General features: G+C 73.8%; 9 protein-coding genes. 5 read left to right on the top strand and 4 right to left on the bottom strand.

All coding sequences use genetic code 11. The features are described from left to right. Nucleotides 1–3: 3 nt before the first annotated feature. The 4 genes from ACFV2X_RS31695 to ACFV2X_RS31680 all read left to right on the top strand — a co-directional run bounded on the left by ACFV2X_RS31695 (nucleotide 4) and on the right by ACFV2X_RS31680 (nucleotide 18547). Nucleotides 4–14052, top strand: a complete 14049-nt coding sequence (locus ACFV2X_RS31695; protein WP_385623056.1) for an SDR family NAD(P)-dependent oxidoreductase — start codon at nucleotides 4–6, stop codon at nucleotides 14050–14052. A gap of 115 nt (nucleotides 14053–14167) precedes the next feature. Beyond that, nucleotides 14168–16543, top strand: a complete 2376-nt coding sequence (locus tag ACFV2X_RS31690; RefSeq protein WP_385623054.1) for a thioester reductase domain-containing protein — start codon at nucleotides 14168–14170, stop codon at nucleotides 16541–16543. Then, nucleotides 16540–17709, top strand: a complete 1170-nt coding sequence (locus ACFV2X_RS31685) for an alpha/beta hydrolase (RefSeq protein ID WP_385623052.1) — start codon at nucleotides 16540–16542, stop codon at nucleotides 17707–17709. The genes ACFV2X_RS31690 and ACFV2X_RS31685 overlap by 4 nt, the downstream gene beginning before the upstream one ends. 55 nt (nucleotides 17710–17764) lie before the next feature. Continuing rightward, nucleotides 17765–18547: an alpha/beta fold hydrolase gene (locus ACFV2X_RS31680; protein ID WP_385623049.1), complete on the top strand. Its 783-nt coding sequence runs from the start codon at nucleotides 17765–17767 to the stop codon at nucleotides 18545–18547. Nucleotides 18548–18651: 104 nt separating this feature from the next. On the opposite strand, the gene ACFV2X_RS31675 is transcribed toward ACFV2X_RS31680, so the two are convergent. From ACFV2X_RS31675 to ACFV2X_RS31665, 3 genes are all read right to left on the bottom strand, one after another. Next, a complete protein-coding gene (locus ACFV2X_RS31675) occupies nucleotides 18652–19353 on the bottom strand; it encodes an SDR family oxidoreductase (RefSeq protein ID WP_385623047.1) in 702 nt (233 codons plus the stop codon). A 158-nt stretch (nucleotides 19354–19511) separates the two neighbouring features. Further along, the gene (locus ACFV2X_RS31670; protein ID WP_385623044.1) at nucleotides 19512–20096 is read right to left on the bottom strand and encodes a TetR/AcrR family transcriptional regulator; all 585 of its coding nucleotides are present in this window, start codon (nucleotides 20094–20096) and stop codon (nucleotides 19512–19514) included. Between the two features lie 45 nt (nucleotides 20097–20141). Continuing rightward, the gene (locus tag ACFV2X_RS31665) at nucleotides 20142–20849 is read right to left on the bottom strand and encodes an SDR family NAD(P)-dependent oxidoreductase (protein WP_385623042.1); all 708 of its coding nucleotides are present in this window, start codon (nucleotides 20847–20849) and stop codon (nucleotides 20142–20144) included. 103 nt (nucleotides 20850–20952) lie between these two features. Between ACFV2X_RS31665 and ACFV2X_RS31660 the strand changes: the two genes are divergently transcribed. After that, nucleotides 20953–21792, top strand: coding sequence for a helix-turn-helix transcriptional regulator (locus ACFV2X_RS31660; RefSeq protein ID WP_385623039.1), 840 nt, complete (start codon nucleotides 20953–20955; stop codon nucleotides 21790–21792). Here ACFV2X_RS31660 and ACFV2X_RS31655 read toward each other — a convergent pair. Next, nucleotides 21782–23710, bottom strand: coding sequence for a glycoside hydrolase family 9 protein (locus tag ACFV2X_RS31655; RefSeq protein WP_385623037.1), 1929 nt, complete (start codon nucleotides 23708–23710; stop codon nucleotides 21782–21784). The genes ACFV2X_RS31660 and ACFV2X_RS31655 overlap by 11 nt on opposite strands. Nucleotides 23711–23767 lie beyond the last annotated feature (57 nt).

The following is a 23767-nucleotide window of genomic DNA, read 5'->3' as shown; positions in this document are numbered from 1 at the left end:
CCGATGTCCGCGAGGAAGTTTCCCAAGGTCTCCGCCGAGGCCGTCCAGGCGTGGCTGGTGCGGGCCGTCGCCGACCGTACCGGGCTCGATCCGCTGCGGGTCGACATCGAGCAGCCGATCGCCGAATTCGGCCTGGGGTCGCACGATCTGGTGGCGCTGGCTGTGGGCCTGTCCGAGCAGGTCGGCCGTCAGCTGGATCCGTCCCTCCTCTACGACCACCCCACCATCTCCTCGGTCGCCGCGGCGCTGTCCGGCGCCGGACCCGCCCGTACGCCCGCCACGTCGCCCGTATCCGTCAGGTCCGGCGCGTCCCCCGTGGACGACATCGCGATCATCTCGATGGCCTGCCGCTTCCCCGGGGGCGCGGACGACCCGGAGGGGCTGTGGCGGCTCCTGGCCGCGAGTGAGGACGTCATCGGCGAGGTCCCCGCGGGCCGTTGGAACACCCAGGCGCTGTACGACCCGGATCCGGAGGCCACCGGCAGGGCGTACACCTTGCGCGGCGGGTTCCTCACCGACATCGACCGCTTCGACGCCTCGTTCTTCGGCATCGCGCCGCGCGAGGCGGCCGCGATGGACCCGCAGCAGCGGCTGCTGCTGCAGACCGGCTGGGAGGCGATCGAGCGGGCCGGGATGGTCCCCAGGGCGCTGAGCGGCAGTTCCACCGGCGTCTACCTGGGCCTGTACGACAGCGGTTACCTGGCCTCGGCCGGGCTCGGCCAGTTGGACGGGCACGTCGGCACGGGCGCGGCGGCGAGCGTAGCCTCCGGCCGGCTCGCCTACGCGCTGGACCTGCGGGGCCCGGCCGTGACGGTCGACACCGCCTGCTCCTCCTCGCTGGTGGCCCTGCACCTGGCCGCGCGGGCGCTGACGGGCGGCGAATGCGACCTCGCCCTGGCCGGCGGCGTCACGCTGATGGTCACCCCGCGCGGCCACGTCGAGTTCAGCAGGCTCCGCGGGCTGTCGCCCACCGGGCGGTGCCGGCCGTTCTCGAACGACGCGGACGGCGTGGTGTGGGCCGAGGGCTGCGGCCTGGTGCTGCTCAAGCGGCTGGCCGACGCGCGACGGGACGGCGACCGGGTCCTCGCGGTCGTCAAGGGCTCGGCGATCAACCAGGACGGCCGCAGCCAGGGGCTGAGCGCCCCCAGCGGCCCGGCGCAGGAGCGGGTCGTACGCGCCGCCCTGGACGCGGCGGGCCTGGAGCCGCACGACGTGGACCACGTGGAGGCGCACGGCACCGGCACCCGGCTCGGCGACCCCATCGAGGGCCGCGCGCTGGCCTCCGTCTTCGGCCCCGGCCGCCCGGCCGACCGGCCGCTGGGCGTGGGGTCCGTGAAGTCGAACATCGGCCATCCGCAGGCCGCGGCGGGGATCGCCGGCGTCATCAAGATGGTGCTGGCCCTGCGGCATGAACTGCTTCCGGCGTCACTGTACGCCGAGCACCCGACCGAGCAGATCGACTGGGCGGGCGGCGGCCTGGAGGTGGCAGGACGTGCGCGGGCGTGGCCGCGCGGCGAGCGGGTGCGCCGAGCCGGGGTGAGCGCGTTCGGGATCAGCGGGACCAACGCGCATGTGGTGATCGAGGAGCCGCCCGAGGAACTGACGCCGTCCGCCGTGCCGTCCCCGCCGTCTCGGCAGGACGACACTGGCGGTGAGCGGCCCGAGGTGACGCTGTTCCCGCTGTCGGCCCGTGGCCTGTCCGCGCTACGCGGACAGGCCGGCCGGCTCCTCGACGCCCTGACGGCGGCCGAACCTGGCCCGCCCCTGTCGGCCGTCGCCGCGACACTGGCGCATCACCGTACGCACTTCGAGCGGCGCGCCGTCGTCGTGGCACGCCACCGCGACGAGCTGCTGAGCGGGTTGCGCGGCCTGGCTTCGGGGCAGGCCGACGAGAACCTGGTCGTGGAGGCGCGGGAGACGCTTCCACCGGGGAAGCTGGCCTTTGTGTTCCCCGGCCAGGGCGCGCAGTGGGCCGGAATGGCCCGTGATCTGCTGGCCCGCTCCGCGCTGTTCGCGGACGAGTTCGACCGCTGTGACGCCGCCCTGCGCCCGTACACGGACTGGTCGGTCACGGCCGTCCTGCGCGGCGACGCGCAGGCACCTCCGCTGGAGCGGGTCGATGTCGTCCAGCCGGTGCTGTTCGCCGTCATGGTGTCCCTGGCGGCGCTGTGGCGGGCCCGTGGGGTGCGGCCGGACGCTGTGGTGGGGCACAGCCAGGGCGAGGTCGCGGCGGCCTGTGTCGCCGGGAGCTTGAGTCTGCATGACGCGGCGGCCGTGGTGGCGCTGCGCAGCCGGGTGCTGACCGGTGTGGTGGGGACGGGAGCCATGGCCGTGGTGGCCCTGCCGTCCGAGGAAATCGAGGCCCGCCTCGCGGAGCTGGGCGGGAAAGTGTCCGTCGCGGCCGTCAACAGCGGCAGGTCGACGGTGGTGGCCGGGGACGTGGCGCCGGTGGAGTCGCTGCTGGCCGGCCTGGAGCGGGAGCAGGTGTTCACCCGGCGGCTCAGTGTCGACTACGCGTCGCACAGCGCGCAGGTCGAGCCCGTACGCGAGGCGATCCTGTCCGAACTCGACGGCATCGTCACGTATCCGGCGTCAGTGGCGTGGTATTCGACGGTGTTCGGCGGGCCGGTCGGCGAGGAGTTGGAGGCCGACTACTGGTACCGCAATCTGCGCGAACCGGTCCGCTTCGCCGCCACCGTGGAGCGCATGGTGGCCGACGGTTACCGGTACTTCGTCGAGCTCAGCCCGCATCCGTCGCTGCTCACCGCCCTGCGGACGGTCGCCGAGGACAGCGGAGGCGACCTGGTCGCCGTCGGTTCCCTGCGGCGCGACGAGGACGGGCCCACCTGTCTGGACCGGGCGGCGGCCGAACTGCACGTCCACGGGCGGGAGATCGACTGGTCGCGTCTTGTCCCCGATGGCGCGTGGGCCGAGTTGCCGACGTACGCATGGGATCCGCAGCGCTACTGGACCGAGCCCGACTCCCCGGCCGGCGCCTGGGGCCCGCTCCCCCGCGCCGGACATCCGTTGCTCGGAGTCCAGCTGCAGTCGCCGGACGCGACGCGCTGGACATTCCGCGGCGAGTGGTCCCGCGCCACGGCGGAATGGCTGCCCGACCACATGGTGTTCGGGCAGGTCGTGGTCTCGGGGACCACCCTGGCGGAGCTGTGCCGGGCCGCGCTCGCCCTGGCCCGCCCCGACCGTCCGGCCGACGTGGCCGACCTGCTGCTGCTCGCGCCGCTGACGCTGCCCGCCTCCGGCACGGTGGAGGTGTCCGTCGAGGTCGTGGCCGCGGACCCGCGGGCCGTGCCGGAGGTGTTCGTGCACAGCCGGCCGCGCGGGCCGGAGTCCGGGGCCGAGGGGTGGACGCTGCACGCCACCGCGTCGGCCGGCGAACCCGTCACCGGGGCCTTCGGCCGGCCTCCGGTGTGGCCGGAGGCGGCCGAGCCGTGCTGGGGCCCGGACACTTATGCGCGTCTCGCCGAGGCGGGCCTCGGCTACGGCCCGGCGTTCCAGGGCGTCCGGTCGGCGGTGCGCACCGCCGACGGTGAGCTGCTGGCCCGGCTGTCGCTCCCGTCGCACGCCCGCGATGCGGCGGATCCGTATCCGGTCCATCCGGCTCTGCTGGACGCCGCGTTGCAGGTGGCCGCCGCGTTCGACACCTCCGGCCGGGCGCTGCTCCCGGTCGCCGTCGACCGATGCGAACTGCCGCCTGGAGGGGCGACCGACCTCATCGCGTCGGTGCGGCGCACCGGCGGCACGGGGCCGGACATCACGCTGGACGTGGCGCTGTGGGACCCGGACGGCCTTCCGGTGGGGCGTCTGGAGGGCGTACGGCTGCGCGCCGCCGACCCGGCGGAGCTGCGGGGCGCCGCCGAGAGCGCTCGGCATCTGTACGAGGTGGCATGGACGGCCGTGGCCACCGAGGCCGAGCCGGGCGTGGCGCCGTCGCCGGGCGATGGCTGGGTCCTGCTCGGCGCCCCTTCGGACGAGCAAGTGGCGGCGGCCCTGAGCAGCCTCGACCCGGCCGGGACCGGGCTGCGTGCGGCCGGCACGGTGGACGCGTTGCCGGACGGCACCGACACGCTGATCAGGCTCTGGCCGGCCGCCGGTCCCGAGGCCGAACCTGCCGCCGCTGCCGAGGAGTTGACGGCAGCCGGGCTTGCCGAGCTAAGGGCCCTCCTCGCTCTTCCACGGGACCGCGCGCCGTCACGGGTCGTCTGGGTGACCCGCGGCGCGGTGGCGGCCGACAGCGGCGACGCGGTGCCGGGCCTGGCCCAGTCGGCGCTGTGGGGCCTGGCCCGCGGCGCCCGCGCCGAACACCCGGAGCTCGGACTGCGCCTGATCGACCTCGACGGCCCCGGCCCATGGCCCGCCCTGCCCGCCGCCGTGGCCGAGCCCGACGAGCCGGAACTCGCCCTCCGCGACGGCCGGTTGCTGGCGCCACGCCTCGTACGCACCCGGGCCGGGGGGGCCACCCCTCTCGGCAACCGGCCGGACCCGAAGACAGTGGTGCCCACCGACGGCACGGTGCTGATCACCGGGGGTCTGGGCGCGGTGGGTGGGCATATCGCGCGGTGGCTGGCGAAGAGCGGTGTCCCGCGGCTGGTGCTGACCTCCCGGCGTGGCCCCGACGACCCCCGCCACGCCGAGGCCACCGCGGAGCTGTCCGCGCTCGGCGCCGAGGTCGACGTGGTGGCGTGCGATGTGGCGGACGGGACGGCGCTCGCCAAGGTGCTCGACCGCGCCGGCCGTGCAGGCGGTGGCCGTGAACTGCCGCTGCGCGGCATCGTGCACTGTGCGGGGCTGCTGGCCGACGGGGTGCTCGCCGAGCAGACGCCCGAGCGGTTCGCGGAGGTGCTGCGCCCGAAGGTGGCGGGCGCGGTCAACCTCCACCGGCTCACCGCCGACACACCGCTCGACCTGTTCCTGCTGGTGTCCTCGGCCGCCGGGGTGGTGGGAAACGCCGGGCAGAGCAACTACGCGGCCGCCAACGTCTTTCTCGACCAACTTGCCCACCACAGGCGGGCTTTGGGGCTGCCTGGCGTCTCCGTATCCTTCGGGCCCTGGTCGGGCGCCGGGCTCGCCGCCGAACACGCGGATCTGGAGCGGATGGCCCGGTCGGGTTATCGCGCGCTGAGCCCCGATCAGGCGTGTGAGCTGGTCGAGCTCTCGCTGTCGCGCCGCGCTCCGCATCTGGTCGCCTGGGCCGTGGACCGGTCGCGGCTGCGTGACACCTTCGCCCATGACGGCGGCCCGGCGGCGGCGCTGTGGCGCGCGCTGCTGCCCACGCCACAGGCCGCCCGGGGCGGCGCCGCCCTGGCGGACCGGCTCGCCCGCCTCCCGGAGGCCGAGCGCACCGAACGGGTGCGCTCCCTGATCCGTGCGGAGGCGGCCCGGGTCCTGGGGCTGCGTTCGCCGGACGCCATCCGCCCCGATCAGCCGCTGCGCGAGCTGGGCATGGACTCGCTCATGGCCGTCGAGTTGCGCAACCGGATCGGTGCCCGGCTCGACTCCCGGCTGGCGGCCACCGTGTTGTTCGACCATCCGACGACGGCCCGGCTCGCGGACCATCTGCTGAACACCGTGTTCGCGTCGGCCGACCGTACGGCGAAGCGGCCCGCGCCCGGTGCTCCGGCGGCACGTGCCGGTTCCGACGAGCCGATCGCCGTGGTCTCCATGGCCTGCCGGCTGCCGGGTGGCGTCGCCGGACCCGAGGCGCTGTGGGAGCTGCTGGCCGAGGGCCGCGACGCGGTCGGCCCGTTCCCGGCGGACCGTTGGGACGTCGCGTCGCTGTACGACCCCGACCCGGAGGCCCCGGGCAAGACGTACGCCCGGGAGGGCGGTTTCCTCCAGGACATCGACGCCTTCGACGCGGGCTTCTTCGAGATCACCCCGCGCGAGGCCGCCGCGATGGACCCGCAGCAGCGGCTGCTGCTGGAGACGGCGTGGGAGGCGCTGGAGCGCGCCGGGATCGTACCGGCCGAGCTCGCGGGCAGCACGACCGGCGTGTACGTCGGCATGTTCGGCAGCGACTACCTGGCCGGGTCCCGGCTCGACCAGTTGGACGGCCATGTCGGCACCGGGACGGCGCTCAGCGTGGCCTCGGGCCGGCTCGCCTACGCCCTGGGGCTGCACGGCCCGGCCCTGACCGTGGACACCGCGTGTTCCTCCTCGCTGACCGCGGTGCATCTGGCCGCGCAGGCGCTGCGCTCCGGCGAGTGTGATCTGGCGTTGACCGGCGGGGTGACGCTGATGGTCACGCCGCAGACGTTCGTGGAGTTCAGCCGGTTGCGGGGGCTGTCCCCGACCGGCCGGTGCCGGTCGTTCTCCGACGACGCCGACGGCGCGGTCTGGGCCGAGGGCGCGGGGATGGTGGTGCTCAAGCGGCTGGGCGACGCGCGGCGCGACGGCGACGAAGTGCTCGCCGTGCTGCGCGGCACCGCGGTCAACCAGGACGGCCGCAGTCAGGGCCTCTCCGCGCCCAACGGCCCGGCCCAGGAGCGGGTCGTACGCCGGGCCCTGGAGCTGTCCGGGCTCGCGCCCGCGGACATCGACTACGTGGAGGCGCACGGCACCGGCACCACACTGGGCGACCCGATCGAGGCGGGCGCCCTGTCGGAGGTGTTCGGCGCCTCCCGCCCGCAGGGCCGCCCCCTGTACGTGGGCTCGCTCAAGTCGAACCTCGGCCATCTGCAAGCGGCTTCGGGCATCGCCGGTCTGATCAAGGTGGTGCTCGCGCTGCGCCACCAGACGCTGCCGCGCACCCTGCACGCCACCCGGCCCACCCGCCACGTGGACTGGGACAGCAGCGGGCTGCGGCTGCTGCGCGAACCGGTGGCCTGGCCGTCGGGCGCGCGGATGCGGCGCGCCGGGGTCAGCGCGTTCGGGATCAGCGGCACCAACGCCCACGTGGTCGTGGAGGAAGCGCCACACCAGGCACCGATCCCGCAGGTCTCCCCTCTGCCCCAAGGGGCCTCGGAGCGGCGGTTGTTCGTGGTGTCCGCGCGCAGCGACGCCGCCCTGCGCGGCCAGGCTGCCCGGCTCGCCGAACACCTGGCCGCGCTCCCGGCCGACGGTCTCGCGTCCGCGCTGCCGGACATCGCCCATACGCTGGCCCGCCACCGCAGCCACTTCGAGCGGCGCGCGGCGGTGCCGGCCAGTGGCCGGGGCGAGCTGCTGGCCGGTCTCGACGCGGTGGCGAGGGGAGACGCTCAGGCAGCCGTGTCGCTGTCGCCGTCGGGGGCCGCGCCCGAGGGCAAGGTGGCGTTCGTCTTCCCCGGACACGGCGGACAGTGGCCCGGCATGGGCGTGGAGCTGATGGCCGGCTCGGCGGCGTTCCGGGAGGAGCTGTCCCGCTGCGACGAGGCGATCGCCCGCCACACCGGCTGGTCGGTGCTCGCGGTGCTGCACGGCGAGGAAGGCGCGCCCAGCTCGGAGGGGACGGACGTCCTCCAACCGGTGCTGTTCGCGGTCAACGCCTCGCTGGCCGCAGCCTGGCGCTCCTTGGGAGTCGTCCCCGACGCGGTGGTCGGCCACAGCCTGGGCGAGATCGCCGCGGCGTACGGAGCGGGAGCCCTCACCCTGGACGACGCCGCGGCCGTGGTGGCCCGGCGGGCCCGCGCGATCGTGCCGCTGGCGGGTGCGGGCGGGCTGCTGTCCGTGGAGCGCTCGCGCGAGGAGGTCGAGCGGTTCCTCGCCCCGTACCCGGACCGGCTGTTCGTGGCGGCCGTCAACAGCGGAACGTCCACCGCCGTCTCCGGCGACCCAGGCGCGCTGGCCGAGCTGCGACGGCGGCTCGACGAGGAAGGGGTGCCCGCGCGGCGGCTGCCTGTGGCGTTCGCCTCCCACAGCCCGCTGATGGCTCCGCTGCGCGGGGAACTGCTCGACGCCCTGGACGGTGTCCGGGGCACACGGGCGCGGACCCCGCTGTACTCGACGGTGCTGGCGGAACCCATCGCCGGCGACCGCCTGGACGCCGACTACTGGTACGCGAATCTGCGGGAGCCGGTCCGGTTCGCCGACACGGTGCGGCGCATGCTGGACGACGGCTACCGCTACTTCGTCGAGCTGAGCCCGCATCCGTCGCTGGGCCCGGCGATCGAGTCCGTCGCCGCCGAGGCCGGGGCCGACGCGGTGAGCGTCGGCTCGCTGCGCCGCGACGACGGCGGCCGGGACGGGCTGCTGCGCCGGCTCGGGCGGCTGTACAGCGCGGGGCACACGCCCGACTGGTCGGCCCTCTTCCCGGCGGGCCGCCGCGCCGACCTCCCCACGTACGCCTTCGCCCGGGAGCGCCACTGGCTGTCAGCCGCTCCCGCGCCGACTTCGGGGCCGGGCACCTCGCCGCTGGTCGGCACGCACCTGGAGGCCAGCGACGAACCGGACCGGCACCTCTTCCAGACCGACATCGACCTGCGGGACGACCGGTTCGGCTATCTCTCCGACCACCGGGTGGCCGGGGAGGTGTGGCTGCCCGCCGCGGCCTTCCTGGAGATGGCGCTCGCGGCGGCTTCGGCGCTCCAGGACGGCGGCGGACCGGTGCGGCTGGCCGGGGTCGAGTTCGAGGCGCCGCTGCGGCTGGCGGCCGAGGCGCCCGTACGGCTGCAACTGGTCCTGCGGCCCGAGGAGGACGGCGTACGGAGCTTCACCATCGCCTCGACGGCCCTGAACGAGCGGCGGCCGACCTGGATACGGCACGTCCGCGGGCTCGTCGCCCACACCGACGACGGACCCGGCGCCGCTGATGAACGGTTCGCCGCGCTGCGGGACAGGTGCGCCGAAGCGGTCGACATGGCCGGTGTCCACACCGGTCTCGCCGCCCTGGGCATCGATTACGGCCCGGCCTTCCGGCACTTGGCGGAGGGCCGGCGCTCGGACGTCGCGGCGCTCGGCCGGCTGGCCGAACTGCCCGCCTCCGGGCATCTGCTGCACCCCGCGCTCCTCGACGCCGCCTTCCAGACCGCCGCCCTGCCCGGCGACGCCCCCGCGGGCCGGGCGTTCGTACCCGCCGGGGTCGGACGGCTGCGGTTCACGGGGTTGCGTACCGCTCCGGCCTGGGCGACCTGCTCGCTGCGCGCGGTGGACGGGGACGTCGTGACCCTGGATCTGCGCCTCTGGGACGAGCGGGAACAACTCGTGCTGGACGTCGAGGGGTTCCGGCTGGCCGCGCTGACCGCGCTGTCTCCGCTCGACGGCTCGCTCTTCGAGACGCGGTGGCTGCCCCGGCCCGCCGCGCGGGAGCTGCCCACCCGGGGCAGCTGGCTGATCCTGTCCGACGAGTCGGGCGTGGGCGCCGCGCTCAGCGATCTGCTCGGTCCGGCGGCACATGTGGTGGCCCGCAGGGGCGACACCTTCGCGGCCGAGGCGCCGGGGCGCTACCGGCTCGATCCGCTGAACCCGGAACACCTGGCGCGCCTGCTGGAGGAGGCGTTCCCCGAGGGCCCGCCCGAGCGGGTGGTCCAGCTGTCCGCCCTCGATGCCCCGGCGATCGACTCCGCGACCGATTCGGCCGAGGCCGCCAGCCGGGTGGCCCGGCTGTGCTGTCTGACCACCCTGCACCTGGTACGGGCGCTCACCGAGCGGCCCCGCGGCCGGGCCCCGCGCCTGTTCCTCGTCGTACGGGGCGCCCAGGCCGCCGGGGACAGCGCGGAGGTGACACATCCGCAGCAGGCGCTGGCCTGGGGCTTCGGCCTCGGGGTGGCCCAGGAGTACCCCGAGCTGGCCCCCACGCTGATCGACCTGCCGGCCGACGGCGGCCTCGACGCCCTGTGGACGCAGCTGCGGCACGCCGACGACGAGCGCCTGGTCGCGCTGCGCGCGACGGGCCGCCTGGTGCCACGCCTCGTACGCACCCGCCCGGACGACGCCGGACACGGCGAGATCCGCCCCGACGGCACGTATCTGATCACCGGTGGCCTCGGCGGCCTCGGCCGGGTCGTCGCCGAACGCCTGGTGCGGTGCGGGGCGCGCCGGCTGGCGCTGCTGAGCCGGGGCGCGCCCACCCCGGAGGCGGCGGGCTGGCTCGAGGCGCTGCGGGGGCGCGGCGTGACCGTACGCCACGTCCGGGCGGATGTCGCCGACCGGGAGGGCCTGGCCACCGCGCTGGACGGGCTGCGGCGCGAACTCGGCCCGGTCACCGGCGTCGTCCACACCGCCGGTGTGCTCGACGACGCCACTCTGCCGACTCTGACGGACGAGCGGGTGGAGCGCGTCCTCGCCCCCAAGGTGCTGGGCACGGCCCTGCTCACGGAGCTGGTGCCGGAGGCGGAGCGCCTGGTGCTGTTCTCGTCGGCGGCGGGCCTGCTCGGCTCGGCCGGGCAGAGCGCGTACTGCGCGGCGAACGCCTTCCTGGACGCCTGGGCACACCATCTCGCCCGCGCCGACCGGTCCGCGCTCAGCCTCGACTGGGGTGCCTGGACGGGCGTCGGGCTGGTGGCCGGGTCCGACACCCGGGCCGCGTCGGTGAGCCGGTCGGGTCTGATCGGCTTCTCCCCGCAGGAGGGAGGCGAGCTTTTCGAGCGGCTGCTGCCCACGGCGCGCCGTCAGCTCGCGCCGCTCGCCCTGGACTGGGCGGCGCTCGCGCACGACCCCGACACGGCACGGTCGCGGCCGTTGCTGTCCGACCTGGTCACCGCCCTGGAAGCCGCCCCGGCCGCCGCGCGAGGCGCGGACGGGCTGGTCGAGCGGGTGCTCACGGCCACGACGGCCCGGGAGCGGACCGACCGGCTGGAGACCTATGTACGGGCCAGGGTCGGCGAAGTGGCCGGTCTCGGTGTCACGGACGCCGCGCCCACCACGGCCCTGAAGGAGCTGGGCCTCGACTCCTTGACGATCGTCAGGCTGCGCAACGCCTTCACCCGCGACCTCGGCGTCGAACTGCCCACCTCCGCGGTGTTCTCGGCGGCCGACATCCGCGGCCTCGCGCGGGACCTGGGCGCGGCGCTGGCAGAGCGGGACACCACCCAGAACGCCACCACGGCCACCACCGCCACCGCCACCGCCGGGCCAGGTTCCGCTCTTCCGGCGGCCGAGGCAGAGGTGCCCGAGGCCGATGTGCGGCCCGCGACCCGTGACGTGGTGCGGCTGTTGCGCAGCGCCCGGCGGGACACCCCGAGCGCCGCGCACGCCATCGGCCTCGCGGTCCGGCTCACCGTGCCCACCACCCGGCGGCGGCTGACCGACATCCTCAACCGGCTGGCCGGGCGGCACGCGGCGCTGCGTACGGCGATCCTCACCGGCACCGGCACCGAGGAGGGGCCGCGGCTGCGGGTCGAACGAGCGCCTGCCGGACCCCTGCTGCGCTGGTCGGAGCTCGGCGGCGGCGCGGACGAGGACGGTGGTGAGGATGGTGAGGTGAACGGGCGGCTGCGGAAGTTGCTGGAGCCGCCGTTCGACCTGGCGGCCGCGCCGCTGTGGCGGTTCGAACTGCTCGACCGCGGCGACCAGGGCCAGGTCCTGGTGTTCGGCGCGCACCACGCGGTGAGCGATCTGCAGTCGCTGCTGCTCGTGGCGGCCGAGATCGACCGCGAACTGTCCGGCACCGCGCTGGACGACACCCCACTGGACGACACCGCGCTGGGCGACACCGTCTCCAACCGCGACATCGACCTGCTGCTCCAGGCGCAGGAGGCGCAGCTCACCGACCACCGCGACGACGCGGCGGCCGAGTGGCGCGAGGCGTTCACCGGCAGCGCCCGGCTCGACCTGACCCTCGCACGGCCGCGTCCGCCGGTGCGCTCCTTCCGGGCGGGCAGTGTGACCCTGGCGATCCCCGACCGGCTCATGGAGCGGGTGTCGTCCCGGGCGAGCCGGCTGGCGATCACACCGGCCGCCTTCTGTCTGGGCGTCCTGACCGTGCTGCTGGCCCGCGAGCGGGAGCGCGACCGGTTCGTGCTCGCCGTGCCTGTGGACACCCGTATCCACGTCGACGCGTACGACGCGGTGGGCTTCTTCGGGGTGCCGGTGCCCATCCCGGCCCAGGCCGCCCCCGGCGAGGCGATCGAGGACGTGCTGCGCCGCGCCGACGGCCGCCTGGACCGGGTGCTCACGAAGGGCGCCATGTTCTCCGACGCCCTGTCGGCGCTCGCGGCGCAGGGGCTCCACCGGGAGAACGCGCCGCTGGTCGAGGTGTACTTCAACTACGTACGTTCCTCGGCGGCGCGGCTGGACCACCTGGAGGTCCTGCCGGCCGGGACCGGATACTCCGACCTCGATCTGATGGTCACCATGACGCCGGACTCCGGACGGCTGCGGCTGGACTACAACCTGGACATCATGGACGAGGCCGTCTGCGCCGCGCTCGGCGAGGCGTTCCTGGGGCTGCTCGCCGTAGCGGCCGACGATCCGGCGACCCCGGCCCGTCCCCCGGCTCCCACCCGCCCGGCGGCCCCCACCCGCCCGGTGGCCACGGCCGGTCCCGTGGCCCCGACCCCCGCCCGTCCCGCGACGCCGCGTCCCTCGCTCGCCCTCGCGGCCACCTTCGCCCTCGGCAACCTGCCGCTGCTGTGCGAAACGGCCCTGAACGACGCGAATGACACCGCGTCAACCGGCGGTGGCGGCGGGGTGGCGGTCGCGGAGGCGCCCTACCACCATGTGCTGGCGAGCCTGCGGGATCCCTCCGGGGTCTTCGCCGACCCCTCCACGGCGCTCGGCGTGGTGCTGCTGAGGGCCACCGACCTGGAGCGGTTCGGACCGGTCGGCGACGCGCTGCTCGCCGAGTTGCACACTGCGTATCCGGCCGCGCTGCGGGCCCTGTCCGAACGGACCCGGACGCCGCTGGTCGTCGGGTTCCTCCCGTCCTCGTACGGCGACGACCGTCTGGAGCGGTGGGAGCGCGAGCTGGCCGCCGAGCTCGCGGAGCTGCCCGGTGTCGCGGTGCTGCGCCACGACGACTGGACCCGGCACCACGCGGTCGCGGACCGGTTCGACGACCACACCGACAAGCTGGCGCATCTGCCGTTCACCCCGCCGTTCCAGGCGGCCGTGGCGCTCACCCTGGCCGAGGTGGTCCGGGCCGTGCGCCGTACGCCGCCGAAGGTGATCGCGGTGGACGGCGACGAGACGCTGTGGAGCGGCGTGGCCGGGGAGATCGGCCCGGACCGCGTGGACCTCGGCGGCCCCCGCGAGCTGCTGGCCCGCCGACTGCTCCAGTGGCGCGCCGCCGGGGCCCTGCTGGTCCTGGTCAGCAACAACGACGAGGCCACGGTACGGGCCGTGCTGAACCGCCCGGACAGCCTCCTTCGGGCGGAGCACTTCAGCGTGGTCTCCGCCACGTGGGGCCGTAAGGCGGAGCGCCTGGAGGCCGCGGCGCGCACCCTCAACCTGGGCCTTGACAGCTTCGTGTTCCTCGACGACAACCCGGTCGAGATCGCCGCCATGCGGTCCGCGCTGCCCGAGGTGCTGTCCGTGACCTGCCCGGCGGCCGGGGAGCTGGCGCCCTTCCTGGCCCGGCTGTGGCCGCTGGTCCCCGCCGCGGCCACGGCGGAGGACTCGCTGCGCGCGGAGTTCTACCGCCAGGAGCGGGCCCGTGACGCGGAGCGCGAACGGGCCGGGTTCGCGGAATTCCTCGCCCAGCTGGACCTGGAGGTCGACATCCGGCCGCTGTCCGAACCCGATGTCCAGCGCGCCGAGCAACTCGTACGCCGCACCAATCAGTTCACCCTCCGCGCCCGGTCGGCCGACGGCGGCGATCTGGAGCGGTGGCGCCGGCAGGGCGAGGTGTGGACGGCCGCGGCCCGCGACCGGTTCGGGGACTACGGGCAGATCGGGCTGCTCGCGGTGCGCCGGGAGGGCGACCGGCTCGACGTCCTGGCCTGGATGCTCAGCTGCCGTGCGCTCGGCCGCGGGGTGGAGGAGCGGCTGCTGGGGTGGCTGGCCGACCGCGCCGACGCCCTGGGGTGCGCGACGGTGCGCCTGACGGCGGAGCGGACACCGCGCAACGTACCGGCCCGGCGGCTGCTCGCCGCGCTGGGCGGCGGCGAGCCGGACGATGCGCGGGTGACGGTCGTGACGACACCGGAACACCTGCGGGCGTTCCGGTCCTGGGAGCAGTGAGTTGACGAAGGGACGGACGGACTACGTGAGCGACGCACGCGAGGCCACCCAGCCGCGCCATGCCACGCAAGCCGCGGATTCGCCTCGCGGGCGGAGAAGCGAACGGAAAGACCCGGTGAGTGACGAGGCCATGCGAGTGGGCGCGGCGGACGAGGGGCAGCGGCTGACCGGCGAGTCGATCGAACGGGGCGGCGGCGGGCTCGGCGTGGCCGACCTGCTGGCCCGGGCCCTGCCCGGGGCCTCGGCCCCCTCGCAGGCAACGGCGGGCGACAATCCCGGAGATAAGCTCGAAGATGGGCCAACCGCAGAGATCGGCGCAGACATTGGCGCAAGGGTGGATGCCGACGTGGACCAGCTGGCGGAGGCCATCGCCGCCGCGGCGGCCCGCTATCTGCCCGATGGCCGGATGGGGCCCGACACCGACTTCTTCGACGCCGGGGGCACCTCCGTCGACGCGGTGGAGCTGGTCGCCGCGGTGGCCCGGGAGTCGGGTGTGGAGCTCGCCCTGGACGATGTGTTCGCCGACGCCCGGCCGCGCCGGCTCGCCGAACGCTGGCTCTCCGCCGCCGGGATCCGGACCGTACACGCCCCGCCGACCCCCGTCCTCACGTCCCCCGCCCCCACAACCCCCGTCCGCACGGCCCGCGCCCTGCCCGTGAACACCGCCGACGAGGACCTGGATCTGGTCCTGGCCGACCTCGCCCGCGCCGACGCCCTGCCGTGGACGGGCCCGCCGGAGCCCGCCCCGCCCCGTCGGATCCTGCTGACCGGGGCAACCGGCTTTCTCGGCGGCCATATGCTGCTCGATCTGCTGCGGTACAGCGACGCCCACGTCTACTGCCTGATCCGCGCGGCTGACGAGGAAGAGGCCACATCGCGGCTCGGCGCCGCGCTGGCCGGTTTCGCCCTCCCCTGGTCCTCGGAAATCCGCAGGCGGGTGACGGTGCTGCCGGGCGACCTCCGCCGGCCGCGCCTCGGCCTGTCGGAGGAGCGCTGGGACGCGCTGACTGAGGAGCTGGACTCGGTCGTCAGCGTGGCGGCGGCGGTGGACTTTCTGCGCGGCTACGCGTCGCTGCGGCAGAGCAATGTGATCGGGCCGCTGACGCTGGCCGAACTGGCGGCGACCGGGCGGCCCAAGCCGCTGCACCACATCTCATCGATCGCGGTCTTCAACCAGGTCGGCATCGTCTCCATGGGCGAGGACGATCCGCTCGCCCGTATCGACCGCCTCGTCGCCGGCTACGACAGGTCCAAGTGGGCCGCCGAGACCGCGCTGCGGCGCGCCCGTGACCACGGTCTGGTGGTCACCATGATGCGCCCGGGTGGCATCGGCGGACACACCAAGACGGGCGCATACAACGCCCAGGACCTCAGCAGCGGGCTGATCTCGGCGTTCGGCCGGTTCCGTACCGTGCCCGCCTTCCGTTACCTCAACGCCGCCCCGGTGGACTGGGTGAGCCGGGTGGCGACGGCCGTGATCCGCGAACCCGGCGCCTGGGGCTACAACTACAACCTGACCGGTGTCCCGAACACCCTGGACGACGTGGTGCGGGACATGGGGTTCGGCGGCATGAACGTGACCGTGCAGGAGTGGGACGAGTGGCGGGCCGACGCCCTGGCCCGCCTGGAGGCCGAACCGGTCCCCAAGCTGGACTTCCTGACCAGGGTGTTGCGCAGCCCCGCGGCCCTCAAGCTGTGCGAGGCGACGCTGACGGGGCCGGCCGCCACCGACGAGCGGACCAGCGCGTTCGTCGCCGCGCACGGCCTGCCGACCGCGGCCCGGTACGACACGCAGGCGCAGCTGAAGACGTTCGAGCGGCTGGCGAAGGACGGCCTCGGCCGGCTGCCCGACCGCGAGGACCCGCCGTATCTGTGGTTCCCCGAGACGATCGAGGGGAGCCTGGGCTCGGTCGGCGGGCCCGCGCACAGCAGGTGCACGCTGTCGCTGACCCTGTCCATCGCCAGCATGTACCAGCTGGTGCGGGAGCGCCGGGTCGATGTCCGCGGCGAGCTCTTCTGCGCTCTGCTGCACCCCGATCCGGTCGTGGTGGAGCGGGGCGATCTGTGGGTCCGTCCGCAGGAGGGGATACCCCTGACGCACGGTCCGCGGCATCAACTGCTGCTCTACCGGCTGCGGTTGCGGGACGCCGACGGCGGGCGGTGGTGGCTGGAGGGCCGGAAGTTCGCCCGTGCGCGGCGCGATGTGTGGCGGCAGACTCGGGCGCTGACCGTCGAGATCGGCCGGGAGGGCGAGCCCGCGTGTCTGGCGGGCGAGGTCGTCGTGCCCGCCGACAGCTATGTGCGCGACCAGATCGACGGCATCCGGGTCGACCCACGCCTCTCCAGCCAGGAGAAGCGGGTCGCCAAACTGACGTGGCTGGCCTGGTTCGGCCTGGAGGTGGGCCGGGGCCTGCTCGGCCCGTTCGCCCGAGTGGGGGCGGACCTGCTCGACCTTCGCCGGAACCCGACGCTGACGGAGCGCACCCGATGACCCCGCTGACCCCGAGGATCCCGCGGACCCGCAGGACCGCGCAGACCCCGATGGCCCCGGTGAACCCGCGGACCCCGGTGACCCTCCGGCCGCTGTACGTCCGGCTCGACGGGGCGAGGGTCGAGGAGATCCCGTTCCGGACCAAGGACGGGACCCGGCTCGGCCTGAGCAGGGTCGCCACCGGCTCTTCCCCCGGCCAGGGGCACCGCCCCGCGGTGCTGTTGCTGCACGGCCACACCGCGTCCTCCGACATGTTTGTGCTGCCCGAGACCCGCAACCTGGTCGAGGTCCTGCTGGACGAGGGGTACGAACCGTGGCTGCTGGACTGGCGGGGCAGCTGCCGGCTCCCGTACAACGAGACCGGCCGCCGGTACACCTACGACGATGTCGCCGTGTACGACATCCCCGAGGCGGTGGCGCTGGTCCGGCAGCGGATCGGGGACCGTCCGCTGTTCGTCGTGGCCCACTGCATCGGCGCGCTCTCGCTGTCGATGAGCATGGCGGGCGGTCTGGTGCCCGGGCTCGCCGGGGTGGTGGCGCAGGGGGTGTTTCTGACGCCGAAGCTGGCGGGCCGTACCTCCCTGCGGATGACGCTGGCCGCCGAGTTGCTGAAGTCCCGTGTCGACCACATCCCCGTGGACTTCCGCACGGTGGGCTTCTGGTCGCGGTACACCCCGCTGTTCGCCCTGGCCTCCCGGAAGGCGAGCTGCCCGGATCCGACCTGCCAGATCCTGCACAACTCGGCCTGGGGCACGGGCGCCTCGCTGTTCGTACACGAGCATCTGTCGGCCACCACCCACAACCGGCTGGCGGAGCTGCTGGGTCCGGCGCCGCTGTGGATCCTGCCGCATCTGCGCCGGATCGAGCTGGCGCGCAGCGTGGTGCGCTGGCACCACGGGGACGACCGCTACCGGGCGCTGCCGGAGAACGCGCTGGACCAGGCCGGTCGTATCGACTGCCCGGTGCTGCTGCTCTCCGGCAGCGAGAACGGGCTGTGGCTGGACTCCCAGAAGCTCTGCCACGAGGTGCTGGCCACGCGTCAGCCACGGCTGGATGTGGCGTACGCCGAGGTCCCCGGCTACGGTCACCTCGATACGTTCATCGGCCGGGGCGCCGCCCTCGATGTGTTCGGGCACATCCTCGACTTCCTGGGCAAGCACCGGTGATCCCGTACTCCACAGCCCTGCACCGTCACGCACCACAGCCCGGAGGTCATGACCCATGCCGCAGCTCGAAGTCGGCGGCGCCCGACTGACGTTCGACGACGAGGGTCGCCGCGACGGTGTGCCGCTGGTGTTCATCCACGGCTGGACGGCCAACCGGCACCGCTGGGACCACCAGATGGCGCATTTCGCCCCGCACCGGCGGGTGATCCGGCTCGATCTGCGCGGGCACGGCGAGAGCGACGGCATGCCGCGCACCATCGCGGAGCTGGCGGGCGATGTGTCCGCCCTGCTCGACCGGTTGGAGGTGGACCGCTTCGTCCCGGTCGGCCACTCGATGGGCGGCATGATCGCCCAGACGCTGGCGCTTGACCACCCGGAGCGGATCGAGCGCATGGTGCTGGTGAACTCGATCAGCCGGATGGTCTACAACCGCGGCCGCGGCCTGCTGATGGCGGCCTCGACACTGCTGCCGTTCCGCGTCTTCGTCACGGTCAACATCCAGCGGGCCTTCGGCCCCGGATACCCGCGCGCCGAGGTCCGCGAATACGCCCGCGCCTCCGCGACCACGCCGCGCGAGGTGGTCATGACGTGCTACGACGCGATGCGGGCCTTCGATGTGCTGGACCGGGTCGGTGAGATCCGGACGCCCACGCTGCTGCTGCACGGCTACCACGACATCCAGCTGCCGGTGTCGCAGATGCTGCGGATGGCCAAGGACTACCCGGACGCGGTGGTACGGATCGTCGACGCGGGCCACGAGCTGCCGGTGGAGAACCCCGCCGCGGTCAGCTCGGCGGTCGACTGGTTCCTCACGGCGGGAGGTTCGGGCACCGCGTAGCGGGGGTGCCGATCGCGACACTGCCGCCGGGGGATTCTCCCCGCTCCCAGGGCCGTTCGGAGTGGTGTTCAACCGCGTACGCGCCGCGGTTCAACACGCGGGCGCTACTGCGCCAGCTGCGGGTACAGCACCGCCGGGTCCTCGGCCAGCCCCGCCTTGACGCGCCGGGTGAGGTCGTCGGCCAGCACCTCGTACGCCCCCGACTCGACGCCGTCGAGCGCGGCCGCGGCCACCTGGCCCGCGTCGGCCTTGGGCGCGTCGATGTCCGCCGTCATATCGGTGTCCACGTATCCCACGTGCAGCCCGGTGACCCCGATGCCGCGCGGCTGCAGCTCCAGGCGCAGGGAGTTGGACTGGGACCACAGGGCGGCCTTGGAGGCGCTGTAGGAGCCGGCGTTGCCCAGCCAGGAGAGCACGGAGTGGACGTTGAGGATGTGGCCACCGCCGTTGCGCTCGATGACGGGTACGAAGGCCCGGGCGACCAGCAGCGGCCCGTAGAAGTTGGTCTCGAACTCCCGGCGGACGTCAGCGACCGGGGAGCCGAGGAAGGAGGCCCCGACCGAGGCGCCGGCGTTGTTGATCAGGACGGTGACGTCCTGGGCCTGTTCGGCGGCGGCCGCCACGGAGGCGGGGTCGGTGACCTCGAGCGCCACCGGGACGGCATCGGGGTGTGTCACCGTGCGCGGATCGCGGGCCGTGGCGTAGACCTTGGCGGCACCGCGCGCATAGGCCTCCTCCACGAGCGCCCGGCCGATGCCGCGGCTGCCGCCGGTGACCAGAACAACAGCGTCCTTGATCGCAGTCATGATGTCTCCCACTGTGGTAAACCGATCGGTTTCTCAGGCTGACATCGCCACCGTAAACCGATCGGTTTCCTGACGCAAGGCGGGTTTGAAAACACAACCGAGCAGAAGACGCACCGGTCGGGCGGGCAGGACCCTGAGTGGGGCCGCGCCTTGGCAGGTCAGCGCACACCGGCGGCGTCGAGCAGGGTGACCACGGTCGGCAGGAGCAGCCCGGCCAGGGAGTCGGCCTGGATACCGGCGCGGGCGCTCGCCCCGTCGAAGACCAGGCTCAGCTGCCGGGCGAGCAGATCGGGATCGCTCGCCCCGCCCCGTTCGGCCTCGTCCCGGAAGAACGCCGTCAGACCCTCCTTGATCCGGTGCGCGACCCTGCTCGCGGGGTGATCCACATCCTTCAGCTCGATCTGCACGGCCAGAAAGGGGCAGCCCCGATAGGCCGACTCGGCCGCCTGCTCCTCCGCCTGCTCCTCCGCCTGCTCGAAGAGGCCCAGAATCCGCTCACGCGGCGTACGGGCGTCGTCCGCCCCGGGCAGGAACCGCGCGGCGAAGCCGGCGGCACGCCGCTCCAGGCTCGCCGCCAGCAGTTCGTCCTTGCTCTCGAAAAGCTGGTACATCGAGCGCTTGGACACCCCCGCCGCCTTGCACAGCGCCTCCACGCCGACACCGACGCCGTCCAGATAGGCAAGGGTGGCCGCGGCGTCCAGCAGCCGGTCGCGGGAGCTCGTCTTCGTCGTGTCTGTGGTCATGTGCGACAGGCTAGTGCGGTTTCCGCCACACTGAAACCGATCGGTTTACCAGGGCAGGGTGCCTGCGGCGTCGAAGAAGCCCCCGGTCGGGCCGTCGGGGCCCACCTGCGCCATACGGACGATGATCTCGGCGCCCTCCTCGACGGTCTGGATGCCGGTGTGCCGGTTCAGATCCGTCGCGGTGTAGCCGGGCTCCACCGCGTTGATCCGCATCTGCGGGAACGCCTTCGCGTACTGCACGGTGACCATGTTGACCGCGGTCTTCGACGCCGGATAGGCGACGCCCGGGTAGGCGTACGTCGGGGTATCCGGGGCGGTGACCCTGGTCAGCGAGGCAAGGCCGCTGCTGACGTTCACCACGACCGGGGCGGCGGACCGCGACAGCAGCGGCAGGAACGCATGGGTCACGCGCACCACGCCGAAGACGTTCGTCTCGAAGACCGACCGCATCGCGTCGGCGGTCACCTCCGCGGCACCGGCCACCCCTCCATCCGGCTCCCGCGCCTCGACGCCGGCGTTGTTGACCAGCACATCCAGTCCGCCATCGGCCTCGACGGCCTTCGCCGCGGCCGCGACGGACGCGTCGTCGGTGACGTCGATGAGGACCATCCGCGCGCCGAGCCGCTCGGCGGCCCGGCGTCCGCGCTCGGCGTCCCGGCTGCCGACGTAGACGGTGTGACCTGCTGCGATGAGCCGACGGGCGGTTTCGAAACCGAGCCCCTTGTTGGCTCCGGTGATGAGTGTTGTCGTCATGCCGCCAGGGTCCGGCGGGGCGGGGCGGTCAGCCAGGCGTCCCGTGTTCCTGGGACTGCTGGTACCAGGCAGGGGCGTGGCCCGGCGGTGCACACTGGTGTGCATGGCGACGGCTGAATTCGGGCAGGCAGTGCACCGCCTACGCGACCGGGTGCCGCCCGAGGCGGCCGGACTGCCCACCGGCGGACACCGGCGGGCGCCCGGACTGCGCCGCGAGGAGTTGGCGTTGCTGGCCGGGATCTCCGTCGACTACGTCACCCGCCTCGAACAGGGCCGCGCCTCCAATCCGTCGACTCAGGTCGTCGAGGCCCTGGCCAGGGCCCTGCGGCTGTCGGACACCGAGCGCGCACACCTGTTCCGGCTGGCCGGGCTGGCGCCGCCGGGCCCGGACACGGTCCCCGCGCATATCACCCCGAGCATCCAGCGAGTGCTGGACAGGCTGACCGGGACGCCCGTCGTGGTCCTCGACGCGACCGCGACGATACTGCTGGCCAATCCGCCGTACGCGGCGCTGATGGGCGATCCGTCCGGATGGCGGGGCCACCAGCGCAACGCCGTCTGGCGCCACTTCCTCGGCCCGGGCAGCCGGGTGCGGCACACCCCCGAGACCCTGCGCGAGTTCGAGGCCTCACTGGTCGCCGATCTACGCGCCGCCGCCGACCGCTACCCGGCCGACCAGCGGCTGGGTCGGCTGGTCGGCGAACTGCGCGCACACAGCGAGCGGTTCGCCGCGCTGTGGGACTCCGGCGCCGTCGGCCGCCACGAGGCCGCACGCAAGACCATCGACCATCCACGGGTGGGGCCCCTGACGCTGGACTGCGATGTGCTCACCGTGGCCGGCAGCGAACTGCGCATCAGGGTCTACACGGCCGAACCCGGCACCAAGGACGCCGAACGCCTCGCGCTGCTCACCGTCCTCGGCACCCAGGAACTCATCGGATAGCCCCGCGTCCGTGTTCTGCCGCCACTGGCTGGTCGGCCGCGAACGAGACGACCCACGACAGCGCCGCGTTCCAGTTGACGGCGACCTCGTTGGTCGACCACGACTGGATGTCGTCGAGGTAGCAGAGCTGCGGCGCGGGCCGCCGGGGCGGATCGACGGTGCGGTCGATCAGCAGCCTGTTGGCCTTCGGATCCTCCAGGCCGGCGCTCGGGCCGCCCGCCATCGAACCGGCCGGTGGCTCCGGGAGCGCGGGGTCGATCTGATGGCCGTAGAGGCGGCTGTGCTGGTTGTGGGAGTGGTGTTCGCCGTATCCCGTCACATAGGACTGATTGAGGGCGTTGCGGCCGAAGATGTAGTCAAGACCTTCCAGCACCCCGTCGCGATACCGCCGGTCACCGGTCAGATCGAAGGCGGTCGCGATGACGACGAGCTTGTTGAGCAGCACGCTGTTGGAGCCCTGGACATACTCGCCTGCGCCGAGCGGCATCCCGTACGCCTGGCCGTGCGCCGTATCGAGATACCGGTCCGCGGCGGCCACCACCGAGGCGCGGGCGGCCGTCCGGTCGGCGTCCGGCAGCGGTCTTGGCACGGTCGCCAGGTCGAGCCGGCCGAGCGCGGCGACCTGCTGCCAGCCGAACCCGGACGGCGGAAACGCCTCGCCGGCGGCGTACGGCGAGGCCCGAAGGGCATCGAGAAACGCCTGCTCGTCGGTGGTGAGGAACAGTTCGGCCGCCGCCCAGTAGAACTCGTCGGTGACGTCCGTGTCGTCGTACGGGCCACCGCCGATCGCGTCGGCGCTGTCGGCGAACACCTCCCGGTGGGTCCGGGCCGCCGCCCAGGCGGTACGGGCGGTGGTCAGGCAGCGCTGGGCGAAGTCCTGGTCATAGGGCGCGTACAGCCGGGCGCCCTGCGCGGCGACAGCGGCCAGGTTGAGTGTCGCCGCCGTGGACGGCGGGTGCAGATGGCGCGGTTGCGGGTCCTGGTCCGGGGACAGTGGCAACCCGGTCCAGTCGTCGTCGTGCACCTTGTGGTGCGCCATCCCCGCGCGGGGCTGCCCGGCGGGCACCTGCATGCGCAGCAGGAACTCCAGCTCCCAGCGCGCCTCGTCGAGGATGTCCGGTACGCCGTCCCCGGCCTCGGGGATGCGCAGATCACCGTCGCCGAGCGGACCCAGGCGCCCTGGGGGTGCGGTGAGTGTCCGCTCGTACTGGCTGAGGAGTTGGTAGGTGGCGATCCCGCCGCCCACCACGTACTTGCCCGCGTCGCCGGCGTCGTACCAGCCGCCGCGCACATCCAGCGCATAGTCACCGACACCCGGCAGGCAGGGCACGCTGGTGTCGCCCTGGTTGGGGGCGACACCGAGGTGTCCGGCCGGCCGCCCGTACCCGGGTGCCAGCGCCTCGGTGATGGGGATGCCGCTGCGCTGGACGTAGAAGAAGTGCAGGGCGTCGGAGCACAGTTGGTCATAGAGGGTGGCGGAGATGTCGAACGGGTAGCTGGTCTGCCCGTCGGCGCTCAGCGTGTATCCGGTGCCGGTCCCGGCCACCGCGCCGAAGTCCAGTGTGTGCACCCGCTGTCCGGAGGACGGGTCCACCCCGGCCGGTGTCGAGGTGCCGGACGCCACGGTGGCGCCGGCGCTGTTGTTCAGCTGCCAGGGGATCGGTCCTGGGGCGTCGGTCACGACGGTCGCGTGTTTCGGTCCGTACGGCAGATAGCCGACCTGGTTGACCCGCACCCGTGGGCCGGTGTCCGGTACGTACTGTCGCAGCTGTCGCAGCCCCTGTGCCATATCGCCAGCGTGCGCGGCGTCCGCCGGGCATGCCACCCGGGCGGGCCCCGGTCCTGACCCGCCCACACTGAGACGAAACCGCACAGCGCGGCCGAAAACTTTCGCACCCTTGAGCGGCCGCCCACCCATTGACGTGCAGGGTTCAACTGACCACACTTCGGGCCAGCAGTCCAACATAATCCATCA

Source organism: Streptomyces sp. NPDC059679 (assembly GCF_042734105.1).
In the GTDB taxonomy this organism is placed as follows: Bacteria; Actinomycetota; Actinomycetes; order Streptomycetales; family Streptomycetaceae; genus Streptomyces.
This window is presented reverse-complemented; position numbering and strand designations above follow the sequence as displayed.